Source organism: Streptomyces humi (genome assembly GCF_001005085.2).
Classification (GTDB): Bacteria; Actinomycetota; Actinomycetes; order Streptomycetales; family Streptomycetaceae; genus Streptomyces; species Streptomyces humi.
Genome location: NZ_LBMU02000038.1, coordinates 18,606 through 34,440, shown reverse-complemented (window position 1 = coordinate 34,440; position 15,835 = coordinate 18,606). Strand labels below are relative to the sequence as shown.

The window sequence follows — 15,835 nt, the reverse complement described above, 5'->3', positions numbered from 1 at the left end:
CCTAGCGTCCGGTCAGACGCCTGGCGTTTTCCAGGTGGTCGGTGAGCTGCCTCTGGATGCGCTCGGTGGCCTCGTCCAGGGCCTTGCGGGTGCGGCGGCCGGTGCCGTCGCCCGCCTCGAACGGGTCGCCGAAGACGACGTCGACCCGGGAGCGCAGCGGCGGCAGGCCCTTGACCAGCCGGCCGCGCCGCTCGGCACTGCCCAGCACGGCCACCGGGACGATCGGCGCCCCGGAGCGCACCGCGAAGTAGGCGAGGCCCGCGCGCAGCGCGGCGAAGTCGCCGTCGCCCCGGCTGCCCTCGGGGAATATCCCGAGCACTCCCCCGGCGTCCAGGACGCCCAGCGCCCGGGTGACCGCCGTGCGGTCGGTGGACGTGCGGTCCACCTTCAGCTGTCCGATCCGGGTCAGGAACGGGTCGAGCGGGCCGACGAACGCCTCCTTCTTGATGAGGAAGTGCGTCGGCCGCGGCGACACGCCCATGACCATCGGCCCGTCGATGTTGTGGGAGTGGTTCACGGCGAGGATCGCCGGGCCGTGCGCGGGCATCTTCCAGGCGCCGAGGACGCGCGGCTTCCACAGGCCGTACATCAGCCCGACCCCGATGCGCCGCCCGGTCTCGGCGCCGCGCTGCGACGGAAGACTCACTGCCCGGCCCGCTTCTCCTCGACGAGGGTGACGACACACTCTATGACCTGGGCGAGCGTCAGCTCGGTGGTGTCCACCTCGACCGCGTCGCCCGCCTTGGCGAGCGGGGAGGTCTTGCGGGTCGAGTCGGCCGCGTCCCGCTGGATCAGGGCCTCGCGGGTGGCGTTGACGTCGGCGCCCTTGAGCTCACCGCTGCGGCGGGCCGCACGGGCCTCGGCGGAGGCGGTGAGGAAGACCTTCAGGTCGGCGTCGGGCAGCACGGTGGTGCCGATGTCCCGGCCCTCGACGACGATCCCGGCCTCGGCCGAGGAGGCGAGGGTGCGCTGGAGCTCGGTGATCCGGGTGCGCACCTCGGGCACCGCGCTGACCGCGCTGACCTTGGAGGTGACGTCCTGGGTGCGGATCGGGGCGGAGACGTCGACGCCGTCGACCGTGATCGTGGGGTGGGCCGGGTCGGTACCGGAGACGATCTCCGGCTTGCCGGCGACCGCGGCGATCGCGGTCGGGTCGGTGAGGTCGATGCCGTTGGTCACCATCCACCAGGTGATCGCCCGGTACTGGGCGCCGGTGTCCAGGTAGCTGAGGCCCAGCTGTGCGGCCACGGCCTTGGACGTGCTCGACTTGCCGGTGCCCGAGGGGCCGTCGATGGCGACAATCACGGGCTTTACGGCGCCGTTTTCCACGGGGGGACACCTTCCGGGTGCGGGGTGGTGGGTGGTGTGCGGGACGCGAACACGCCCCGCACAAGGTTACCGGCCCCTGGGAGCGCCGTTCTCAGCGCTGCTGCCGCAGTGCCCAGCCCCGCTCCCGCAGCGCCGACGTCAGCACCGGCACCGCCGTCGGCTCCACCCAGAGCTGGACCAGGCCCGCCTGCTGGCCGGTCGCGTGCTCGATCCGTACGTCCTCGACGTTGACCCCGGCGGCGCCGGCGTCCGCGAAGATCCGGGCCAGCTGGCCGGGCTGGTCGTCGATGAGCACGGCCACGACCTCGTAGGCCCGGGGCGCCGAGCCGTGCTTGCCGGGTACCCGCACCTGGCCGGCGTTACCGCGGCGCAGCACGTCCTCGACGCCGGCGCCGCCCGCGCGCCGCTTGGACTCGTCCGAGGACTGGAGGGCGCGCAGCGCGGTGACCGTCTCGTCGAGGTCGGCGGAGACGTCCGCGAGCAGGTCGGCGACCGGGCCGGGGTTCGCGGAGAGGATGTCGATCCACATCCGGGGGTCGGAGGCGGCGATCCGGGTCACGTCCCGGATGCCCTGCCCGCACAGCCGTACGGCCGCCTCCTCGGCGTGCTCCAGCCGGGCCGCGACCATGCTGGACACCAGGTGGGGCATGTGGGAGACCAGGGCCACGGCCCGGTCGTGGGCGTCGGCGTCCATGACGACCGGGACGGCCCGGCAGTGCGAGACCAGTTCCAGGGCGAGGTTCAGCACCTCGGTGTCGGTGTCCCGGGTCGGGGTGAGCACCCAGGGACGGCCCTCGAAGAGGTCGGCGGTGGCCGCCAGCGGGCCGGACTTCTCCCGGCCGGACATGGGGTGCGTGCCGAGGTACGACGACAGGTCCACGCCGTGCGCCTCCAGCTCGCGGCGCGGGCCGCCCTTGACGCTGGCCACGTCGATGTAGCCGCGGGCCACACCCCGGCTCATGGCGTCCGCGAGGACGGAGGCCACGTGCGCGGGCGGGGCGGCGACGATCGCCAGGTCGACCGGGGCCGCCGGCGCCTCGTCGGTGCCGGCGCCGAGCGCGGCCGCGGTTCGGGCCTGCTCGGGGTCGTGGTCGGCGAGGTGGACGACGACACCCCGCCGGGAGAGGGCGAGCGCGGCGGACGTACCGATGAGGCCGGTACCGATGACGAGCGCGGTTCTCACTGGGCGATGTCCTTGCGCAGGGCGGCCGCGGCACCGAGGTAGACGTGGTCGACCTCGGCGCGGGACCGGTCGGACTCGATGTGCGCCAGTATCCGAACGACCCGGGGCAGGGCGCCCTCGATGTCCAGCTCCTGGGCGCAGATCAGGGGGACGTCGACCAGGCCGAGCTTGCGCGCGGCGGCCGCCGGGAAGTCGCTGTGCAGGTCGGGCGTGGCGGTGAACCAGATGCTGATCAGGTCGTCGGTGGTCAGCCCGTTCCGTTCCAGGACGGCGGTGAGCAGCGCTCCGACCTGCTCGGCCATGTGACCGGCCTCGTCCCGTTCCAGCTGGACGGCCCCCCGGACCGCTCGTACCGCCACGGCACGCTCCTGTTCTGACGTCGGTCTGTCGGTCCAGCCTAGTCAGACCGGGCCGGGCCGGTGTGCGGCGCTCGCCCGGTGAGACGCGTTGGGCTGTCAGCGTACGAAACAAGCGTTTTGTGGCACTCCCTCCCGGGTTGCTTCGTCTTCGGTGGTTTCGGTGCCAAGATGCTGCTGCTCCGCTCGGAGCGACTCCCTGTGGTTCTTCCGTACGTTCGGGGTGACGACATGACCGACGGTTCCACCAGGCGCGCGGTTCTCGCGACGGGTGCCGCCGCACTCGCCGTGGGCTGCGCGGGATGCGGCAACAGCAACGACAACGGCTCCTCCAGTTCCTCGGAGTCGCCCACCGCCGGGTCGTCCGTCTCGGAGTCGACGGGCGCGAGCGCGAGCGCGAGTGCCAGTGCCAGTGCCAGTGCCAGTGCCAGTGCCGGGATGGCGCTGGCGAGCACGAGTGACATCCCGGAGGGCGGTGGCACGGTCTTCAAGGACCAGAAGATCGTGGTGACCCAGCCGAAGGCGGGCGAGTTCAAGGCCTTCTCGGCGATCTGCACCCACATGGGCTGCACGGTGAACCAGGTGCTGGACGGCACCATCGACTGCCCCTGCCACGGAAGCAAGTTCAACATCGCGGACGGTTCGGTCGCCCATGGCCCGGCCACCCGTCCGCTGCCGGCCAAGTCCATCGACGTGAGCGGAAATTCGATCACGCTGGCCTGATCCGCCCCGTACGCTCCCTGGCATGCAGCCCGAGGACCTGGTACGCGACCACACGATCTACGCCTGTGTCATGGGGTCGCGTGCCTTCGGCCTGGCCACGGAGGGCAGCGACACCGACCGGCGGGGGGTGTTCCTCGCCCCCACTCCCCTGTTCTGGCGCTTCGAGAAGCCGCCGACGCATGTCGAGGGCCCCGGCGAGGAGCGGTTCTCCTGGGAGCTGGAGCGGTTCTGCGAACTGGCGCTGCGGGGCAATCCGAACATCCTGGAGTGCCTGCACTCGCCCCTGGTCGAGTACGCCGACGACACGGGCCGCGAGCTGCTGGCGCTGCGCGGCGCCTTCCTGTCCCGGCGCGTCCACGGCACCTTCACCCGCTACGCCCTGGCCCAGCGCCGCAAGCTCCACGGCGACGTCCGGACCCACGGCGCGCCGCGCTGGAAACACGCGATGCACCTGCTGCGGCTGCTGACCAGCGCCCGTGACCTGCTGCGCACCGGCGAGCTGGCCATCGAGGCCGGCGACGGCCGGGAGGCGCTGCTGGCGGTGAAGCGGGGCGAGGTGCCCTGGCCGGTGGTCGAGTCCCGGTTCGCCCGGCTGGCCGAGGAGACCGACGAGGCCCTGGACCGCACCCCGCTCCCGGCCGAACCCGACCACGCGCGCGTGGCGGACCTGCTGTTCCGCGCCCGCCGTACCTCGGCCGCCGGTCCCGACGGGGTCTAGGCGTCCCAGAGCGCGCCGAGGGTCATCAGGTCTCCGCGGTACTCGATCCGGTCGGCCCACTCCGTCGGCCAGGCCTCCTCGCCCAGCCAGGCCCCCGCGAACGCGCCGGTGAGGCAGGCGATCGAGTCGGAGTCGCCGGAGGAGCAGGCGGCCCGGCGCAGGGCGGTCAGCGGCTCCTCGGGGAAGAGCAGGAAGCAGAGCAGCCCGGTCGCGAGGGCCTCCTCGGCGATCCAGCCGGCGCCGGTGGCCAGGCACGGGTCGTCCTCCGGGGAGGCGGTGCGCACGGCGTCCCGGAGGCGGTCGAGGATTGCCAGACACTCGTCCCAGCCGCGTGCGACGAACGCCTCGGGGGTCGCGTCGTGGCCGCGGGTCCAGAGGTCGCCGAGCCAGGTGTGGTGGTAGCGGGTGCGGTTCTCGGCGGCGTACGACCGCAGCCGTGCGACGAGGTCCACCGGGTCGGTCCCCCGCGCCAGCAGCAGCACGGCACGTGCGGTGAGGTCCGAGGCGGCCAGGGCGGTGGGGTGGCCGTGGGTGAGGGCGGACTGCAACTGGGCCGCGCCGGCCCGCTGTTCGTCGCTCAGGCCGGGTGCGAGTCCGATCGGCGCGACCCGCATGTTGGCGCCGCAGCCCTTGGATTCGACCTGGCTGGCGTCCTGCCAGACCCGGCCCTCCTCCTTCAGCAGGCTGCACGCCCGCAGACAGGTCCGGCCGGGTGCGCGGTTGTTCTCCGGTGACTGGTACCAGTCGACGAACTCCTCGCGCAGCGGCCGCTCCAGCCGTTCGGGCCCGAGCACCCCGCGGTCCATGGCGGTGCGCAGCGCGTGCCCTACGGCGAGGGTCATCTGGGTGTCGTCGGAGACGAAGGCCCGCGCCGGCAGTTCCATCTGCCGCCAGGGGCCGGACTTGGCGACGATCGACGGCACGTCGTTGAACTCGGTCGGGAAGCCGAGCGCGTCCCCGAGGGCGAGGCCGATCAGGGAGCCGGTGGCGGCGCGCTTGTGGGCGGTGAAGGTCATGCGGGGCGTCCTTCCCGGGGCGGGCGGAGCAGGGGAGGGTGGAGCGAGGTGGCGTCGCCCGCGCGGTAGAGCGCGGCGGGTTTGCCGCGGCCGCCGGTCAACCGGGCCGCGCCGGGCACCGGTTCGACGAAGCCCGGCGTGGTGAGGACCTTGCGGCGGAAGTTGGGGCGGTCCAGCGTGACGCCCCACACGGTCTCGTAGACGTTCTGAAGCTCGCCGAGCGTGAACTCGGGCGGGCAGAAGGCGGTGGCGAGACAGCTGTACTCCAGCTTCGCGCCCACCCGGTCGTGGGCGTCGGCGAGGATCCGGTCGTGGTCGAAGGCGAGCGGCCGGCCCGGGTCGTACGGCAGCCAGCGCGCCTGCGCGGCGTCGCCGCCGCCGTGCGGCTCGGGCGGGTCGGGCAGCAGCGCGGTGAAGGCGACCGAGACGACCCGCATCCTCGGGTCGCGGTCCGGCTCGCTGTAGGTGCGCAGCTGTTCGAGGCGCAGCCCCGACACGTCGGACAGGCCGGTCTCCTCGGCGAGTTCCCGCCGGGCCGCCGTCTCGGCCGACTCGCGGGGCAGCACGAAGCCGCCGGGCAGCGCCCACCGGCCGGCGTACGGCTCCAGTCCGCGCTCGACGAGCAGCACGTGCAGGGCGCCCGCGCGGAGGGTGAGTACGGCGAGGTCGACGGTGACGGCGAAGGGTTCGTAGGCGTACTTGTCGTAGCCCTGCACGGTTGCGTCACCCCCTCGGTATCACGCGAGTAATAGTCGTTACGACTATAAAGCTGCGAGGGTGGTCACGCAAGCTCTCAGCGCCCGCTGGAGCCCTGTTCGCGGGAACGGCGACGGCCGGCCCCGGTGGAACCGGGACCGGCCGTCAGACGGACGCACAGGGCGTTCTAGAGGTCGACTTCCTTCATGAGCATCCCGACCTCGGTGTTGGAGAGCCGGCGCAGCCAGCCCGACTTCTGGTCGCCGAGGGTGATCGGCCCGAAGGCGACCCGCACCAGCTTGTCGACCGGGAACCCGGCCTCGGCCAGCATGCGGCGGACGATGTGCTTGCGGCCCTCGTGCAGGGTGACCTCCACGAGGTAGTTCTTGCCGGTCTGCTCGACCACCCGGAAGTGGTCCGCGCGCGCGTAGCCGTCCTCCAGCTGGATGCCGTCCTTGAGCTTCTTGCCCAGGTCGCGCGGGATCGGGCCGACGATGTGCGCGAGGTAGGTCTTCTTCACGCCGTACTTGGGGTGGGTCAGCCGGTGCGCCAGCTCACCGTGGTTGGTGAGCAGGATGACGCCCTCGGTCTCGGTGTCCAGCCGCCCCACGTGGAAGAGCCGGGTCTCCCGGTTGGTGACGTAGTCGCCGAGGCACTGCCGGCCGTCCGGGTCCTCCATGGTGGAGACCACACCGGCCGGCTTGTTCAGCGAGAAGAACTGGTACGACTGCGTGGCGACGGTCAGGCCGTCGACGCGGACCTCGTCCTTCTCCGGGTCGACCCGCTTGCCCTGCTCCAGGACGATCTCGCCGTTGACCTCGACCCTGGCCTGCTCGATCAGCTCCTCGCAGGCGCGCCGGGAGCCGTAGCCCGCGCGGGCGAGGACCTTCTGGAGCCGCTCGCCCTCCTGCTCTGCGCCCGGGAAGGTCTTCGGGAGCTTCACGTCCTTCTTGCCCGCGTACCGCTCGCGGTTGCGCTCCTCGGCGCGGGCGTCGTACTCACGGGAACTCGCCGGAGCGGTACGGCCGCGCCCGGTGCCCTGCCCCTGCCGCGGGCCGCCCTTGGCACCGCCGCGCGCCGAGGCGCCACGGCCCGACTTCGGGCCGTCCTGGGTGGCGCCCGGACCCACGTCGTAACGCCGCTCCTCCGGGCGCGGCTTCTTCGGCCGGCCGGTGCCCTGCTTGTCGTCGCGGGAGTTGCCGGCGCCGCGGTAGTTGCCGCGCCCACCGCTGCTCCCGCCGCGGCCGCCGCTGTTGCCACCACGGCTCCCGCCGTTGTTTCCGCTGCTGTTCCTGCCGCTGCTGCTTCGCATCAAATTTCCGTCTAGTCGTCTGCGTCGTCTGCGTCCGGCGCATCGGGTGCGTCCGGATCGAACGACGGAACGCCCTCCTGGGTCTCGGCCTCGATCGCCTCCGCCTCCGGGAGGAAGGGCGCGAGCTCCGGGAGCTCGTCCAGGCCGCGCAGGCCCATCCGCTCCAGGAAGTAGTTCGTCGTCCTGTACAGGATCGCACCTGTTTCGGGTTCCGCGCCCGCCTCCTCGACCAGACCGCGCTGGAGCAGGGTGCGCATCACACCGTCGCAGTTGACCCCTCGTACGGCCGAGACCCGGCTGCGGCTCACCGGCTGGCGGTACGCGACGACCGCGAGGGTCTCCAGCGCGGCCTGGGTCAGGCGGGCGGTCTGCCCGTCCAGGACCAGCCGCTCGACGGCGGGCGCGTACTCGCCGCGCGTGTAGAAGCGCCAGCCGCCCGCGACGAACCGCAGCTCGAAGCCTCGGCCCTGCGCGGTGTACTCGTCGGCCAGCGCGCGCAGCGCCTTCGTGATCGTCTGCCTGGGCCGTTCCAGGATCCTGGACAGGTGCTCGGCCGTGGCGGGCTCGTCCACGACCATCAGGACCGCCTCCAGGGCCGGCTTCAGGTCGAGGTCGGCGACGGGACGCAGCCCCGCCGGCAGTTCCGTCGTCTCCTCGCTCACGGCTTCTCCTCCTTGGACGGCTCGGGCGGCTTGGACGGCTCGGGCGGCTCGGGCGGCTCGGGCGGCTCGGGCGGCTTGGGCGGCCGGTCGAACTCGTCGGTGACCATCGGCCTGGTCTCGCCGTCCCCGCCGGTCCACCGCACCAGCAGGTCGCCGAGCGCGGTCTCCTGGTCCAGGGCGACGGCCTTCTCCCGGTACAGCTCCAGCAGGGCGAGGAAGCGGGCCACGACGGTGAGCGTGTCGTCGGTGTCCTCGACCAGCGTCCGGAAACTGGCCTCGCCCAGCTCCCGCAGCCGCGCCACCACGATCCCGGCCTGCTCCTGCACGCTGACCAGCGGGGCGTGGATGTGGTCGACGTACACCTGTGGTCTGGCCCTGGGCTGCATCGCCTTGACCGCGAGCCTGGCGAATCCTTCGGCCCCGATGCTGATGACGACCTCGGGCAGCAGCTCGGCGAGGTGCGGTTCGAGGCCGACGGTGCGGGGCCAGCGGCGGGCCTCGTCCTCCAGGCGCCGGTTGAAGATGTCGGCGATCTGCTTGTAAGCGCGGTACTGGAGGAGCCGTGCGAACAGCAGGTCGCGGGCCTCCAGCAGCGCCAGGTCGGCCTCGTCCTCCACCTCGGCGGCGGGCAGCAGCCGCGCGGCCTTCAGGTCGAGCAGTGTGGCGGCGACGACGAGGAACTCGGTCGTCTGGTCCAGGTCCCAGTCCGGTCCCATGGCCCGGATGTGCGCCATGAACTCGTCGGTGACCTTGGAGAGCGCGACCTCGGTGACGTCCAGCTTGTGCTTGGAGATCAGCTGGAGGAGCAGGTCGAAGGGCCCCTCGAAGTTGGCGAGCCGCACCTTGAAGACCCCGTCGGGCACGGCTTCGGCCGCACCGCCCGCACCTTCCGGCGTCGGCCTGGGCACCGTCTCCCGCGCCCCGGCTTCAGGCCCGGGCGGAGACCCGGGTTCTGCCGCGCCACCGACGGTATCCGCCGCGCCGCCTTCGCTCCGGGGTGCCAGGACCCCGGCAACCGCCGCGCCCTCTCCGGCCTCTGGCTCGGGTGCCACGGCCTCGGGGGCCGGCGCGGGGGTCTCAGGCCCGGGCTCGGGTGCCACGGCCTCGGGGGCCGGCGCGACGAGCTCCCGCTCGGGCGCGGGCTCGCGTGCCACGGCCTCGGGGCCCGGTGCGGTCGGCTCGGGCTCGGGAACCGGTGCGGTCGGGTCTGGTTCCGGCTGCGGGGGTGCGGCCGTCGGGGGCGGTTGCTCGGCCGCTCCCGGGCCCCTGCCCAGCGGGCGTCGGCGGCCGCCGGAGGCGCCGGGAGCGGGAGCGTCGGTCGAGGTCATAGCCCCCGCAGGCTACCCCTACCGGCCACGCAGCCGTCGTACGAGAATGCTCGCGTCTCCCCGGGACTCCAGGTCCGCCAGGACCACGGCGACCGCCTCGCGGACGATCCGGCCCCGGTCGACGGCGAGGCCGTGCTCGCCGCGGAGGACCAGGCGGGCGTGCTCCAGGTCCATCAGCTCCTCGGCGGAGACGTACACGGTGATCTTCTCGTCGTGCCGTTCCCGTCCGCTGGGCCGCCGGGCGGGCGCCCTGCCGCCGCGCTTGCGGGGCTGGGCCTGGGCCGCGGGCCCGGCAGAACCTTCCTGCGCCGCCTGCCGCCGCGCGGACCGCTCGCCCGCCGGGGCGACCGTGGTGGGCTGCGCGGCGCGGTTGCGGGACTCGCCGGCGTCGGCCGGTTCGGCCTCCACCGCCACGTGCTCCGCGCCCTCGCCGTCGCCGCCCTGCACGGGCACCGCGTGCGGCGCGTCCTCGGCGGGCTCGGCCGCCGTCTCGTCGTTCTCCCCCGCGGGAGTCGCGGGAGCCGGCACCCGGGCCTCGCCGTTGGCCGGGCGCCTGGGGCTGGACGGCTGAAGCGCCATCCCCCCGGTCGTACGGAACAGTTCGTCGGCCCCGGGCAGACTCACTCGGCGTGACACCGGGCGAGCACCTCCCTGGCGAGCTGGCGATAGGCGGCGGCACCGACGGAGTTGGAGGCGTACGTGGTGATCGGCTCACCGGCGACCGTGGTCTCCGGGAAGCGGACCGTGCGGCCGATGACCGTGTGGTAGACGTGGTCGTCGAAGGCCTCGACCACACGGGCCAGCACCTCACGGCTGTGGACCGTGCGCGAGTCGTACATCGTGGCGAGGATGCCGTCGAGCTCCAGCTCCGGGTTGAGCCGCTCCTGCACCTTCTCGATGGTCTCGGTCAGCAGGGCGACACCACGCAGCGCGAAGAACTCGCACTCCAGCGGAACGATCACCTTGTGCGCGGCGGTCAGCGCGTTGACCGTGAGCAGACCCAGCGAGGGCTGGCAGTCGATCACGATGTAGTCGTAGTCGGGCAGCAGCGGCTTCAGGGCGCGCTGGAGCGTCGACTCACGGGCGACCTCGGAGACCAGCTGGACCTCGGCGGCCGACAGGTCGATGTTGGAGGGCAGCAGGTCCATGTTGGGGACCGCGGTCTTCAGGAGCACCTCGTCGGCCGACATGCCCCGCTCCATGAGCAGGTTGTAGACGGTGAGGTCGAGCTCCATCGGGTTGACACCGAGACCCACCGACAGCGCGCCCTGCGGGTCGAAGTCCACGAGCAGCACGCGCCGACCGTACTCCGCGAGCGCGGCACCCAGGTTGATGGTCGACGTCGTCTTGCCGACGCCGCCCTTCTGGTTGCACATCGCGATGATCTTCGCGGGGCCGTGATCGGTCAGCGGGCCCGGGATCGGGAAGTACGGCAGCGGGCGTCCGGTCGGGCCCACGCGCTCGCGGCGCTGGCGGGCCGCGTCGGGCGCGAGCGTGGCCGCGTACTCCGGGTCCGGCTCGTACTCGGCGTCGGGGTCGTAGAAGTGCCCCTCGGGCAGTTCGTCGTAGTCGGCGAAGTGGTTGTGGGGCGCGCCACTTCCGTCGCCGGCCATGGCGTTCACGTGATGGCCATCCATGCTCTGGTGTGCTGTCCGCGTGGTCAGCGGAGTCCGGGCTGCTGTGAAGGTGCGCACCGCGACGGAGCCGACAGCCTCGAACCCCGCGGGACCCTGGTCCCGTACCGGCATTCCTGGTTGACCACCCCCGGGAGAAAATGTCGACTCATTCACAAGTCGTCTTACCTCCTTGGTGACCAGGAAACTTCTAGACAGGTCAGCGTGGCACCATGCCGACGGTTGGCGACTCTATGGCGTGTCGGGCGTCCGCAGCAACACAATCCGCCGGACCCGGCACGATGTGTCGGCAATGAAACATGTCGCTGTCAAGGGCGTACGGCCGTCGCACAGCAGGTTTCACCGGTGTGCGAATCGGTCGAAGGGTTACGTTCGAGGCGAGTTGACCGAGAGTCGCAAAGTGACCATACACACATCCGGCCGGACCTTGTCGGGCAAGGTCCGGCCGGATGTGCGTGATTGACGCGGCTTGTTGACGTATCGCCTTTACGAAAAGGTGACTTAGCGGCCGCTCCGGCGTACCGGCTCAGCCGATCAGCGTGTCGAGGTCCACGTGGTCCAGGCCGTGCGCCTCGGCGACCTCCTTGTAAACGACCTTGCCGTCATGGGTGTTGAGGCCCTTGGCCAGCGCGGCGTCCCGGCGCAGCGCCTCCACCCAGCCGTTGTTCGCGAGCGACACGATGTACGGCAGCGTGGCGTTGGTGAGCGCGTAGGTGGAGGTGTTGGGCACCGCGCCCGGCATGTTGGCGACGCAGTAGAAGACCGACTCGTGGACCTTGAAGCTCGGCTCGGCGTGAGTGGTGGGGCGGGAGTCCTCGAAGCAGCCGCCCTGGTCGATCGCGATGTCGACAAGGACACTTCCCTGCTTCATGCGCGAGACCAGCTCGTTGGTGACGAGCTTCGGAGCCTTGGCGCCGGGGATGAGCACCGCGCCGATCACGAGGTCGGCCTCCAGGCAGGCCTTCTCCAGCTCGAAGGAGTTGGAGACGACGGTCTGGATCTTGGTGCCGAAGACCTTGTCGGCCTCCTTGAGCTTGTTGATGTCCTTGTCGAGCAGGGTCACGTGGAAGCCCATGCCGATGGCGATCTGGGCGGCGTTCCAGCCGGAGACCCCGCCGCCGATGACGACGGCCCGGGCGGCGAGCACGCCCGGGACACCGCCGGGCAGCACCCCGCGGCCGCCGTTGGCGCGCATCAGGTGGTAGGCGCCGACCTGCGGGGCCAGCCGGCCCGCGACCTCGGACATGGGCGCGAGCAGCGGCAGCGCGCGGTTCGGCAGCTCGACGGTCTCGTAGGCGATGGCCGTGGTGCCCGACTCCAGCAGGGCGTCGGTGCACTCCTTGGACGCGGCCAGGTGCAGGTAGGTGAAGAGGGTCTGGTCCTTGCGGAGCCGGTGGTACTCCTCCGCGATGGGCTCCTTGACCTTCAGCAGCAGGTCGGCGGTGGCCCACACCTCGTCGGCGGTGTCCAGGATCGTGGCGCCGGCGGCGGTGTACTCGGCGTCCGGGATGGACGAGCCGACCCCGGCGCCGCGCTCGATGACGACCTGGTGGCCGTTACGCACCAGCTCGTGCACGCCGGCCGGGGTGATGGCCACCCGGAACTCGTTGTTCTTGACCTCGCGGGGGATGCCGACCTTCACGTCGATCACGGTCCTTGGCTCAGAGGGTGTGGGGGCATAGCTGCACATACCCGGCATACGGGATACACCAGGAGACACCGCAGGAGAACCGGCGGCAGAGCCAGTTTAATGAAGGCGTTCCGGCTGTCTAGCCTTTCATTGCATCAATCTTCGCCGGGCGCGGTACGGATTTCGTAGGTGTTAGCGCCTTGTTCCGGGTCGGAGTCGGGGTCCGAGGAGGCCTGGGCCTCCTCACCCAGCATGCGCTCGGCCGCCGCGCGGTGCAGGCTCGCGGCGGTGGAGTCACCGAGCCGCTCCAGCGTGTCGGCCAGCCTGAGCTGGAGCGCCGCCTGGAGCCGGGCGTCCTCGGCGCGGCGCGCCCACTCCACCGCGTCCTGACAGGTGCGCAGCGATTCCTCGGGGCGTCCGGCGTACTCCTGTACCCGCGCCAGCTCGCTCAACGCCCGCGCCTGGGCGGCGACATCGCCGTTCTTGCGATGGCCGGAAACCGCCGCCCGCCAGGCCCTGAGCGCCTCGCCGTACCGCCCCGCGTAGGTGTGTGCGCCGGCGATACGGCCGTAGAGCCGGGCGGCCTCGGCGCGCTCGTCGCGGGCCAGCCGCTGGGCGAGGGCACGGCCGAACCAGTCGGCGGCCCGGTCGTAGTCGCCCAGCTCCTGATGCGCGCCGCCTACGGATTCCATTGCGCGAGCGGTCGCGTACGGGTCATTTGCTCTGCGTCCGGCGTCCAACGCAGACCGATATCGCACCAGCGCATCTCCGGTACGCCCGGTCTGGGCGTCCAGGTCGCCCAGGTTCAGCAGCGCGGCGGCCTGCTCGCGGGGCAGGTCGCGACGCTCGGCGACGTCGAGGACGAGCCGGTGGATGCCGTACAGGTCCGGGGCCGCGGCGCGGGTGCCGAAGTGCGCCACCATGGCCTTGACCAGCTGGGCCATCAGCCGGCGTGCCAGGGTGTCCAGCTCGCCGTCGGCGACCGCGGCGCGGGCGGCGGACAGCAGGGCGGGACGCCGGGCGCGCAGCCAGTCGGCGGCGGCGCGCGGGGTGGGGAAGCGCAGCTCGCGCGGGAGCGCCTGGAGCTTCTCGCGGGCCTGCGGGTTGTCGGTCTCGGTGATCGCCCGGCAGGACTGGAGCAGCCGTACCGTGCGCTCCAGCATCCGGGCCCGGGCCAGCTGGAGCTCGCCGGGCCGCTCCTGGGACTCGGCCATGGCCCGGATCAGCGGGTGCAGACAGCCCGGGACCTCGTACTGGGGCAGCACGGACGGCGCGACGTGCAGCAGGCCGAGGCGGACCAGTTCGTCCAGGGTGACGCAGGCGGTGTCGACCGAGCAGCCGGCCAGGGCGGAGGCGGTGTGCGGGTCGACCAGTCCGGCCGGGGCCAGACTGAGCAGTCGCAGTATCCGGGCGGCCTGGGCGGGCAGCTGGGCGTGCACGAACCGGAAGAGCCGGGTCAGGGCGCTGCTGTCGTCGGCGTCCGCGTGCAGGCGTTTCGCGAGGTCGGAGACGGCCACCTGGGGGCGGGCGGCCAGCCAGCCGCCGGCCAGGGTGAGCGCGGCGGGGTGTCCCTGGCACACCTCGACCAGCGCCTCGGCGGACCGCGGGTCGACGGTGATACGGACCGAGCCGGTGTAGCGGGCGAGCAGTTCCACGGCCGACTTGGTGTCGAGACCGCCCAGGGTGCACGGGCGGACGTCCGAGATCCCGGTGAGCGGGCCGCCGGAGACGGCGACGGCCAGGCAGTCCGGGGTGTCCGGGAGGAGTGCGTCGACCTCTTCGGCGCCGGGCGCGTCGTCCAGCAGGAGCAGCATGCGGCGCTCGGCGAGGGCGGTGCGCAGGGCGTGGGTGAGGTCGTCCTCGGCGGCGCCGGCCGGGGTGGGCAGCCGCAGCGCGGTGAGGAGTTCGCGGGCGGTGCGCTCGACGGGGACCGCGGTGCCGTCGGGCTCGGTGAGGCGGGCGCGCAGCACGCCGTCGGGGTAGTCGGCGGCGACCCGCCGGACGAGTTCCGCGGCGAGGGCGGTGCGTCCGGATCCCGGTCTGCCCGCGATCAGCAGGACCCGGGCGCGGGGGGCCTTGCGGCCCGCGATGGTGTCCAGGCCCGCGCGCTCGATGTCGGCGCGCAGTTCCTTCAACTCCCTTGTACGGCCCAGGAATTGAGCGTCCGGGGCCGCGGGCGCCGCCAGTCGTGCACCGCCTGTGTCCACCGCCTGGTCCGTCACGGGCCACACTCCCGTCCCACCGCACGCGCAAGCCCGCCGGGACTCCGGTTCGGGCGTTTCGGCTCAATCGCGTCGAGCCTAGTTCACGTGCGCGGACGTTCCCGGCGGAGCACGGCGAGCGCATCGCCCGATCGGATCAGGCGATGGTCACACCGGTACACCCGAAGGGCGGATTCCGGCCGCGAGGGGCCGGTTCAAGACCACGGAGGGCGGCCCCGACGCCACGGAGGGCCGACTCAGGCTTCACACGGCCGGGTCAGGCTTCGAAGGGCCGGGCAGGCCGCAGGGCCGGGTCAGGCTTCGAAGGGCCGGGCAGGCCGCAGGGCCGGGTCAGGCCGCCGGGTCCGGCCGCCGGGCGGGTCAGGCTTCGAAGGGGCGGGCCGGCCAAGGGGCGTCGGCCGGGCGCAGGGCGTCCAGACCGTCGCCGGTGCGGGCGGCGACCAGTGAGAGCACGCCCGTCACCAGGCACGTGTTGTGCACGTCGCCGGCCAGCACCAGCCGGACGAGCTCGTCTACCGGCACGCGCGCGTACTCCAGGTCGGTCTCCTCGTGCTCCGACTCGAACCGGTTGCCCTCGGCCTCCGCCAGATCACGGGCGAGGAAGACCCGTACGGCCTCGTCGCAGCCGCCGGGGGTGGTGTACAGGTCGGTCAGCACCCGCCAGTCCTCGGCCTTGACGTGCGCCTCCTCGTACAGCTCGCGCTGGGCGGCGTGCAGCGGGTTCTCGCCCGGGACGTCGAGCAGCCCGGCCGGGATCTCCCAGAGCTTCTGCCGGACCGGATGCCGGTACTGGCGGATGAGCAGGACGCGGTCCTCCTCGTCCAGGGCGAGGACGGCGACCGAGCCGGGGTGGACCTGGTAGTCACGGCGGACCACCGAGCCGTCGGGCATGACCACCTCGTCCGTGCGGACGGAGGTCTTGTTGCCCACGAAGGGGGTCTCCGTCGCGCGGATCTCCCACTCCTCGGGGGTGTCCTTGATCGTCATGCCCTGCCGCCCTTCGAAGTGCACAGATGAAACCGGGGT

At 72.4% G+C, this 15,835-nt stretch carries 16 protein-coding genes; 2 read left to right on the top strand and 14 right to left on the bottom strand.

Annotation, left to right across the window (positions count from 1 at the left end; all coding sequences use genetic code 11):
• Position 1: 1 nt before the first annotated feature.
• The 4 genes from AAW13_RS17240 to aroH all read right to left on the bottom strand — a co-directional run bounded on the left by AAW13_RS17240 (position 2) and on the right by aroH (position 2,871).
• Positions 2-685, bottom strand: coding sequence for a lysophospholipid acyltransferase family protein (locus AAW13_RS17240; protein WP_206306231.1), 684 nt, complete (start codon positions 683-685; stop codon positions 2-4).
• Positions 643-1,329: a (d)CMP kinase gene (gene cmk / locus AAW13_RS17235; protein WP_046729003.1), complete on the bottom strand. Its 687-nt coding sequence runs from the start codon at positions 1,327-1,329 to the stop codon at positions 643-645. Before cmk ends, AAW13_RS17240 begins: the two co-directional genes overlap by 43 nt.
• A gap of 91 nt (positions 1,330-1,420) precedes the next feature.
• Entirely contained in the window at positions 1,421-2,512 is a 1,092-nt protein-coding gene (locus AAW13_RS17230; protein WP_046729004.1) for a prephenate dehydrogenase, read from the bottom strand.
• Entirely contained in the window at positions 2,509-2,871 is a 363-nt protein-coding gene (gene aroH, locus AAW13_RS17225; RefSeq protein WP_046729005.1) for a chorismate mutase, read from the bottom strand. The genes AAW13_RS17230 and aroH overlap by 4 nt, the downstream gene beginning before the upstream one ends.
• Positions 2,872-2,931: 60 nt before the next feature.
• On the opposite strand from aroH, the gene AAW13_RS17220 reads away from it, so the two are divergent.
• Together AAW13_RS17220 and AAW13_RS17215 are read left to right on the top strand one after the other, a co-directional pair.
• Positions 2,932-3,591: a DUF6529 family protein gene (locus AAW13_RS17220; protein ID WP_420855471.1), complete on the top strand. Its 660-nt coding sequence runs from the start codon at positions 2,932-2,934 to the stop codon at positions 3,589-3,591.
• A 22-nt stretch (positions 3,592-3,613) separates the two neighbouring features.
• Positions 3,614-4,309, top strand: a complete 696-nt coding sequence (locus AAW13_RS17215) for a nucleotidyltransferase domain-containing protein (RefSeq protein ID WP_046729006.1) — start codon at positions 3,614-3,616, stop codon at positions 4,307-4,309.
• Here the strand turns inward: AAW13_RS17215 and AAW13_RS17210 are convergent.
• From AAW13_RS17210 to AAW13_RS17165, 10 genes are all read right to left on the bottom strand, one after another.
• Positions 4,306-5,325 carry an ADP-ribosylglycohydrolase family protein gene (locus AAW13_RS17210; protein WP_046729007.1) on the bottom strand — a complete coding sequence of 340 codons (1,020 nt, stop codon included), beginning with the start codon at positions 5,323-5,325 and terminating at the stop codon, positions 4,306-4,308. The genes AAW13_RS17215 and AAW13_RS17210 overlap by 4 nt on opposite strands.
• Complete coding sequence (locus AAW13_RS17205) at positions 5,322-6,041, bottom strand: NUDIX hydrolase (RefSeq protein WP_046729008.1); 720 nt, start codon at positions 6,039-6,041, stop codon at positions 5,322-5,324. Before AAW13_RS17205 ends, AAW13_RS17210 begins: the two co-directional genes overlap by 4 nt.
• A 167-nt stretch (positions 6,042-6,208) precedes the next feature.
• Positions 6,209-7,333 carry a pseudouridine synthase gene (locus tag AAW13_RS17200; RefSeq protein WP_046729009.1) on the bottom strand — a complete coding sequence of 375 codons (1,125 nt, stop codon included), beginning with the start codon at positions 7,331-7,333 and terminating at the stop codon, positions 6,209-6,211.
• A gap of 11 nt (positions 7,334-7,344) precedes the next feature.
• The gene (scpB, locus tag AAW13_RS17195; RefSeq protein WP_046729010.1) at positions 7,345-7,995 is read right to left on the bottom strand and encodes an SMC-Scp complex subunit ScpB; all 651 of its coding nucleotides are present in this window, start codon (positions 7,993-7,995) and stop codon (positions 7,345-7,347) included.
• Entirely contained in the window at positions 7,992-9,323 is a 1,332-nt protein-coding gene (locus AAW13_RS17190) for a segregation and condensation protein A (protein WP_063777055.1), read from the bottom strand. The genes scpB and AAW13_RS17190 overlap by 4 nt, the downstream gene beginning before the upstream one ends.
• 18 nt (positions 9,324-9,341) lie before the next feature.
• Positions 9,342-9,959: a hypothetical protein gene (locus tag AAW13_RS17185; protein WP_046729012.1), complete on the bottom strand. Its 618-nt coding sequence runs from the start codon at positions 9,957-9,959 to the stop codon at positions 9,342-9,344.
• The gene (locus tag AAW13_RS17180) at positions 9,944-11,071 is read right to left on the bottom strand and encodes a ParA family protein (RefSeq protein WP_046729013.1); all 1,128 of its coding nucleotides are present in this window, start codon (positions 11,069-11,071) and stop codon (positions 9,944-9,946) included. Before AAW13_RS17180 ends, AAW13_RS17185 begins: the two co-directional genes overlap by 16 nt.
• Positions 11,072-11,483: 412 nt before the next feature.
• Positions 11,484-12,608, bottom strand: coding sequence for an alanine dehydrogenase (gene ald, locus AAW13_RS17175; protein ID WP_046729014.1), 1,125 nt, complete (start codon positions 12,606-12,608; stop codon positions 11,484-11,486).
• Positions 12,609-12,742: 134 nt separating this feature from the next.
• Positions 12,743-14,809 carry a tetratricopeptide repeat protein gene (locus AAW13_RS17170; RefSeq protein WP_046729015.1) on the bottom strand — a complete coding sequence of 689 codons (2,067 nt, stop codon included), beginning with the start codon at positions 14,807-14,809 and terminating at the stop codon, positions 12,743-12,745.
• A gap of 360 nt (positions 14,810-15,169) precedes the next feature.
• Positions 15,170-15,796 (bottom strand): NUDIX domain-containing protein, encoded by a 627-nt coding sequence (locus AAW13_RS17165; RefSeq protein ID WP_046729031.1) that lies wholly within the window; start codon positions 15,794-15,796, stop codon positions 15,170-15,172.
• Between the last annotated feature and the right edge of the window lie 39 nt (positions 15,797-15,835).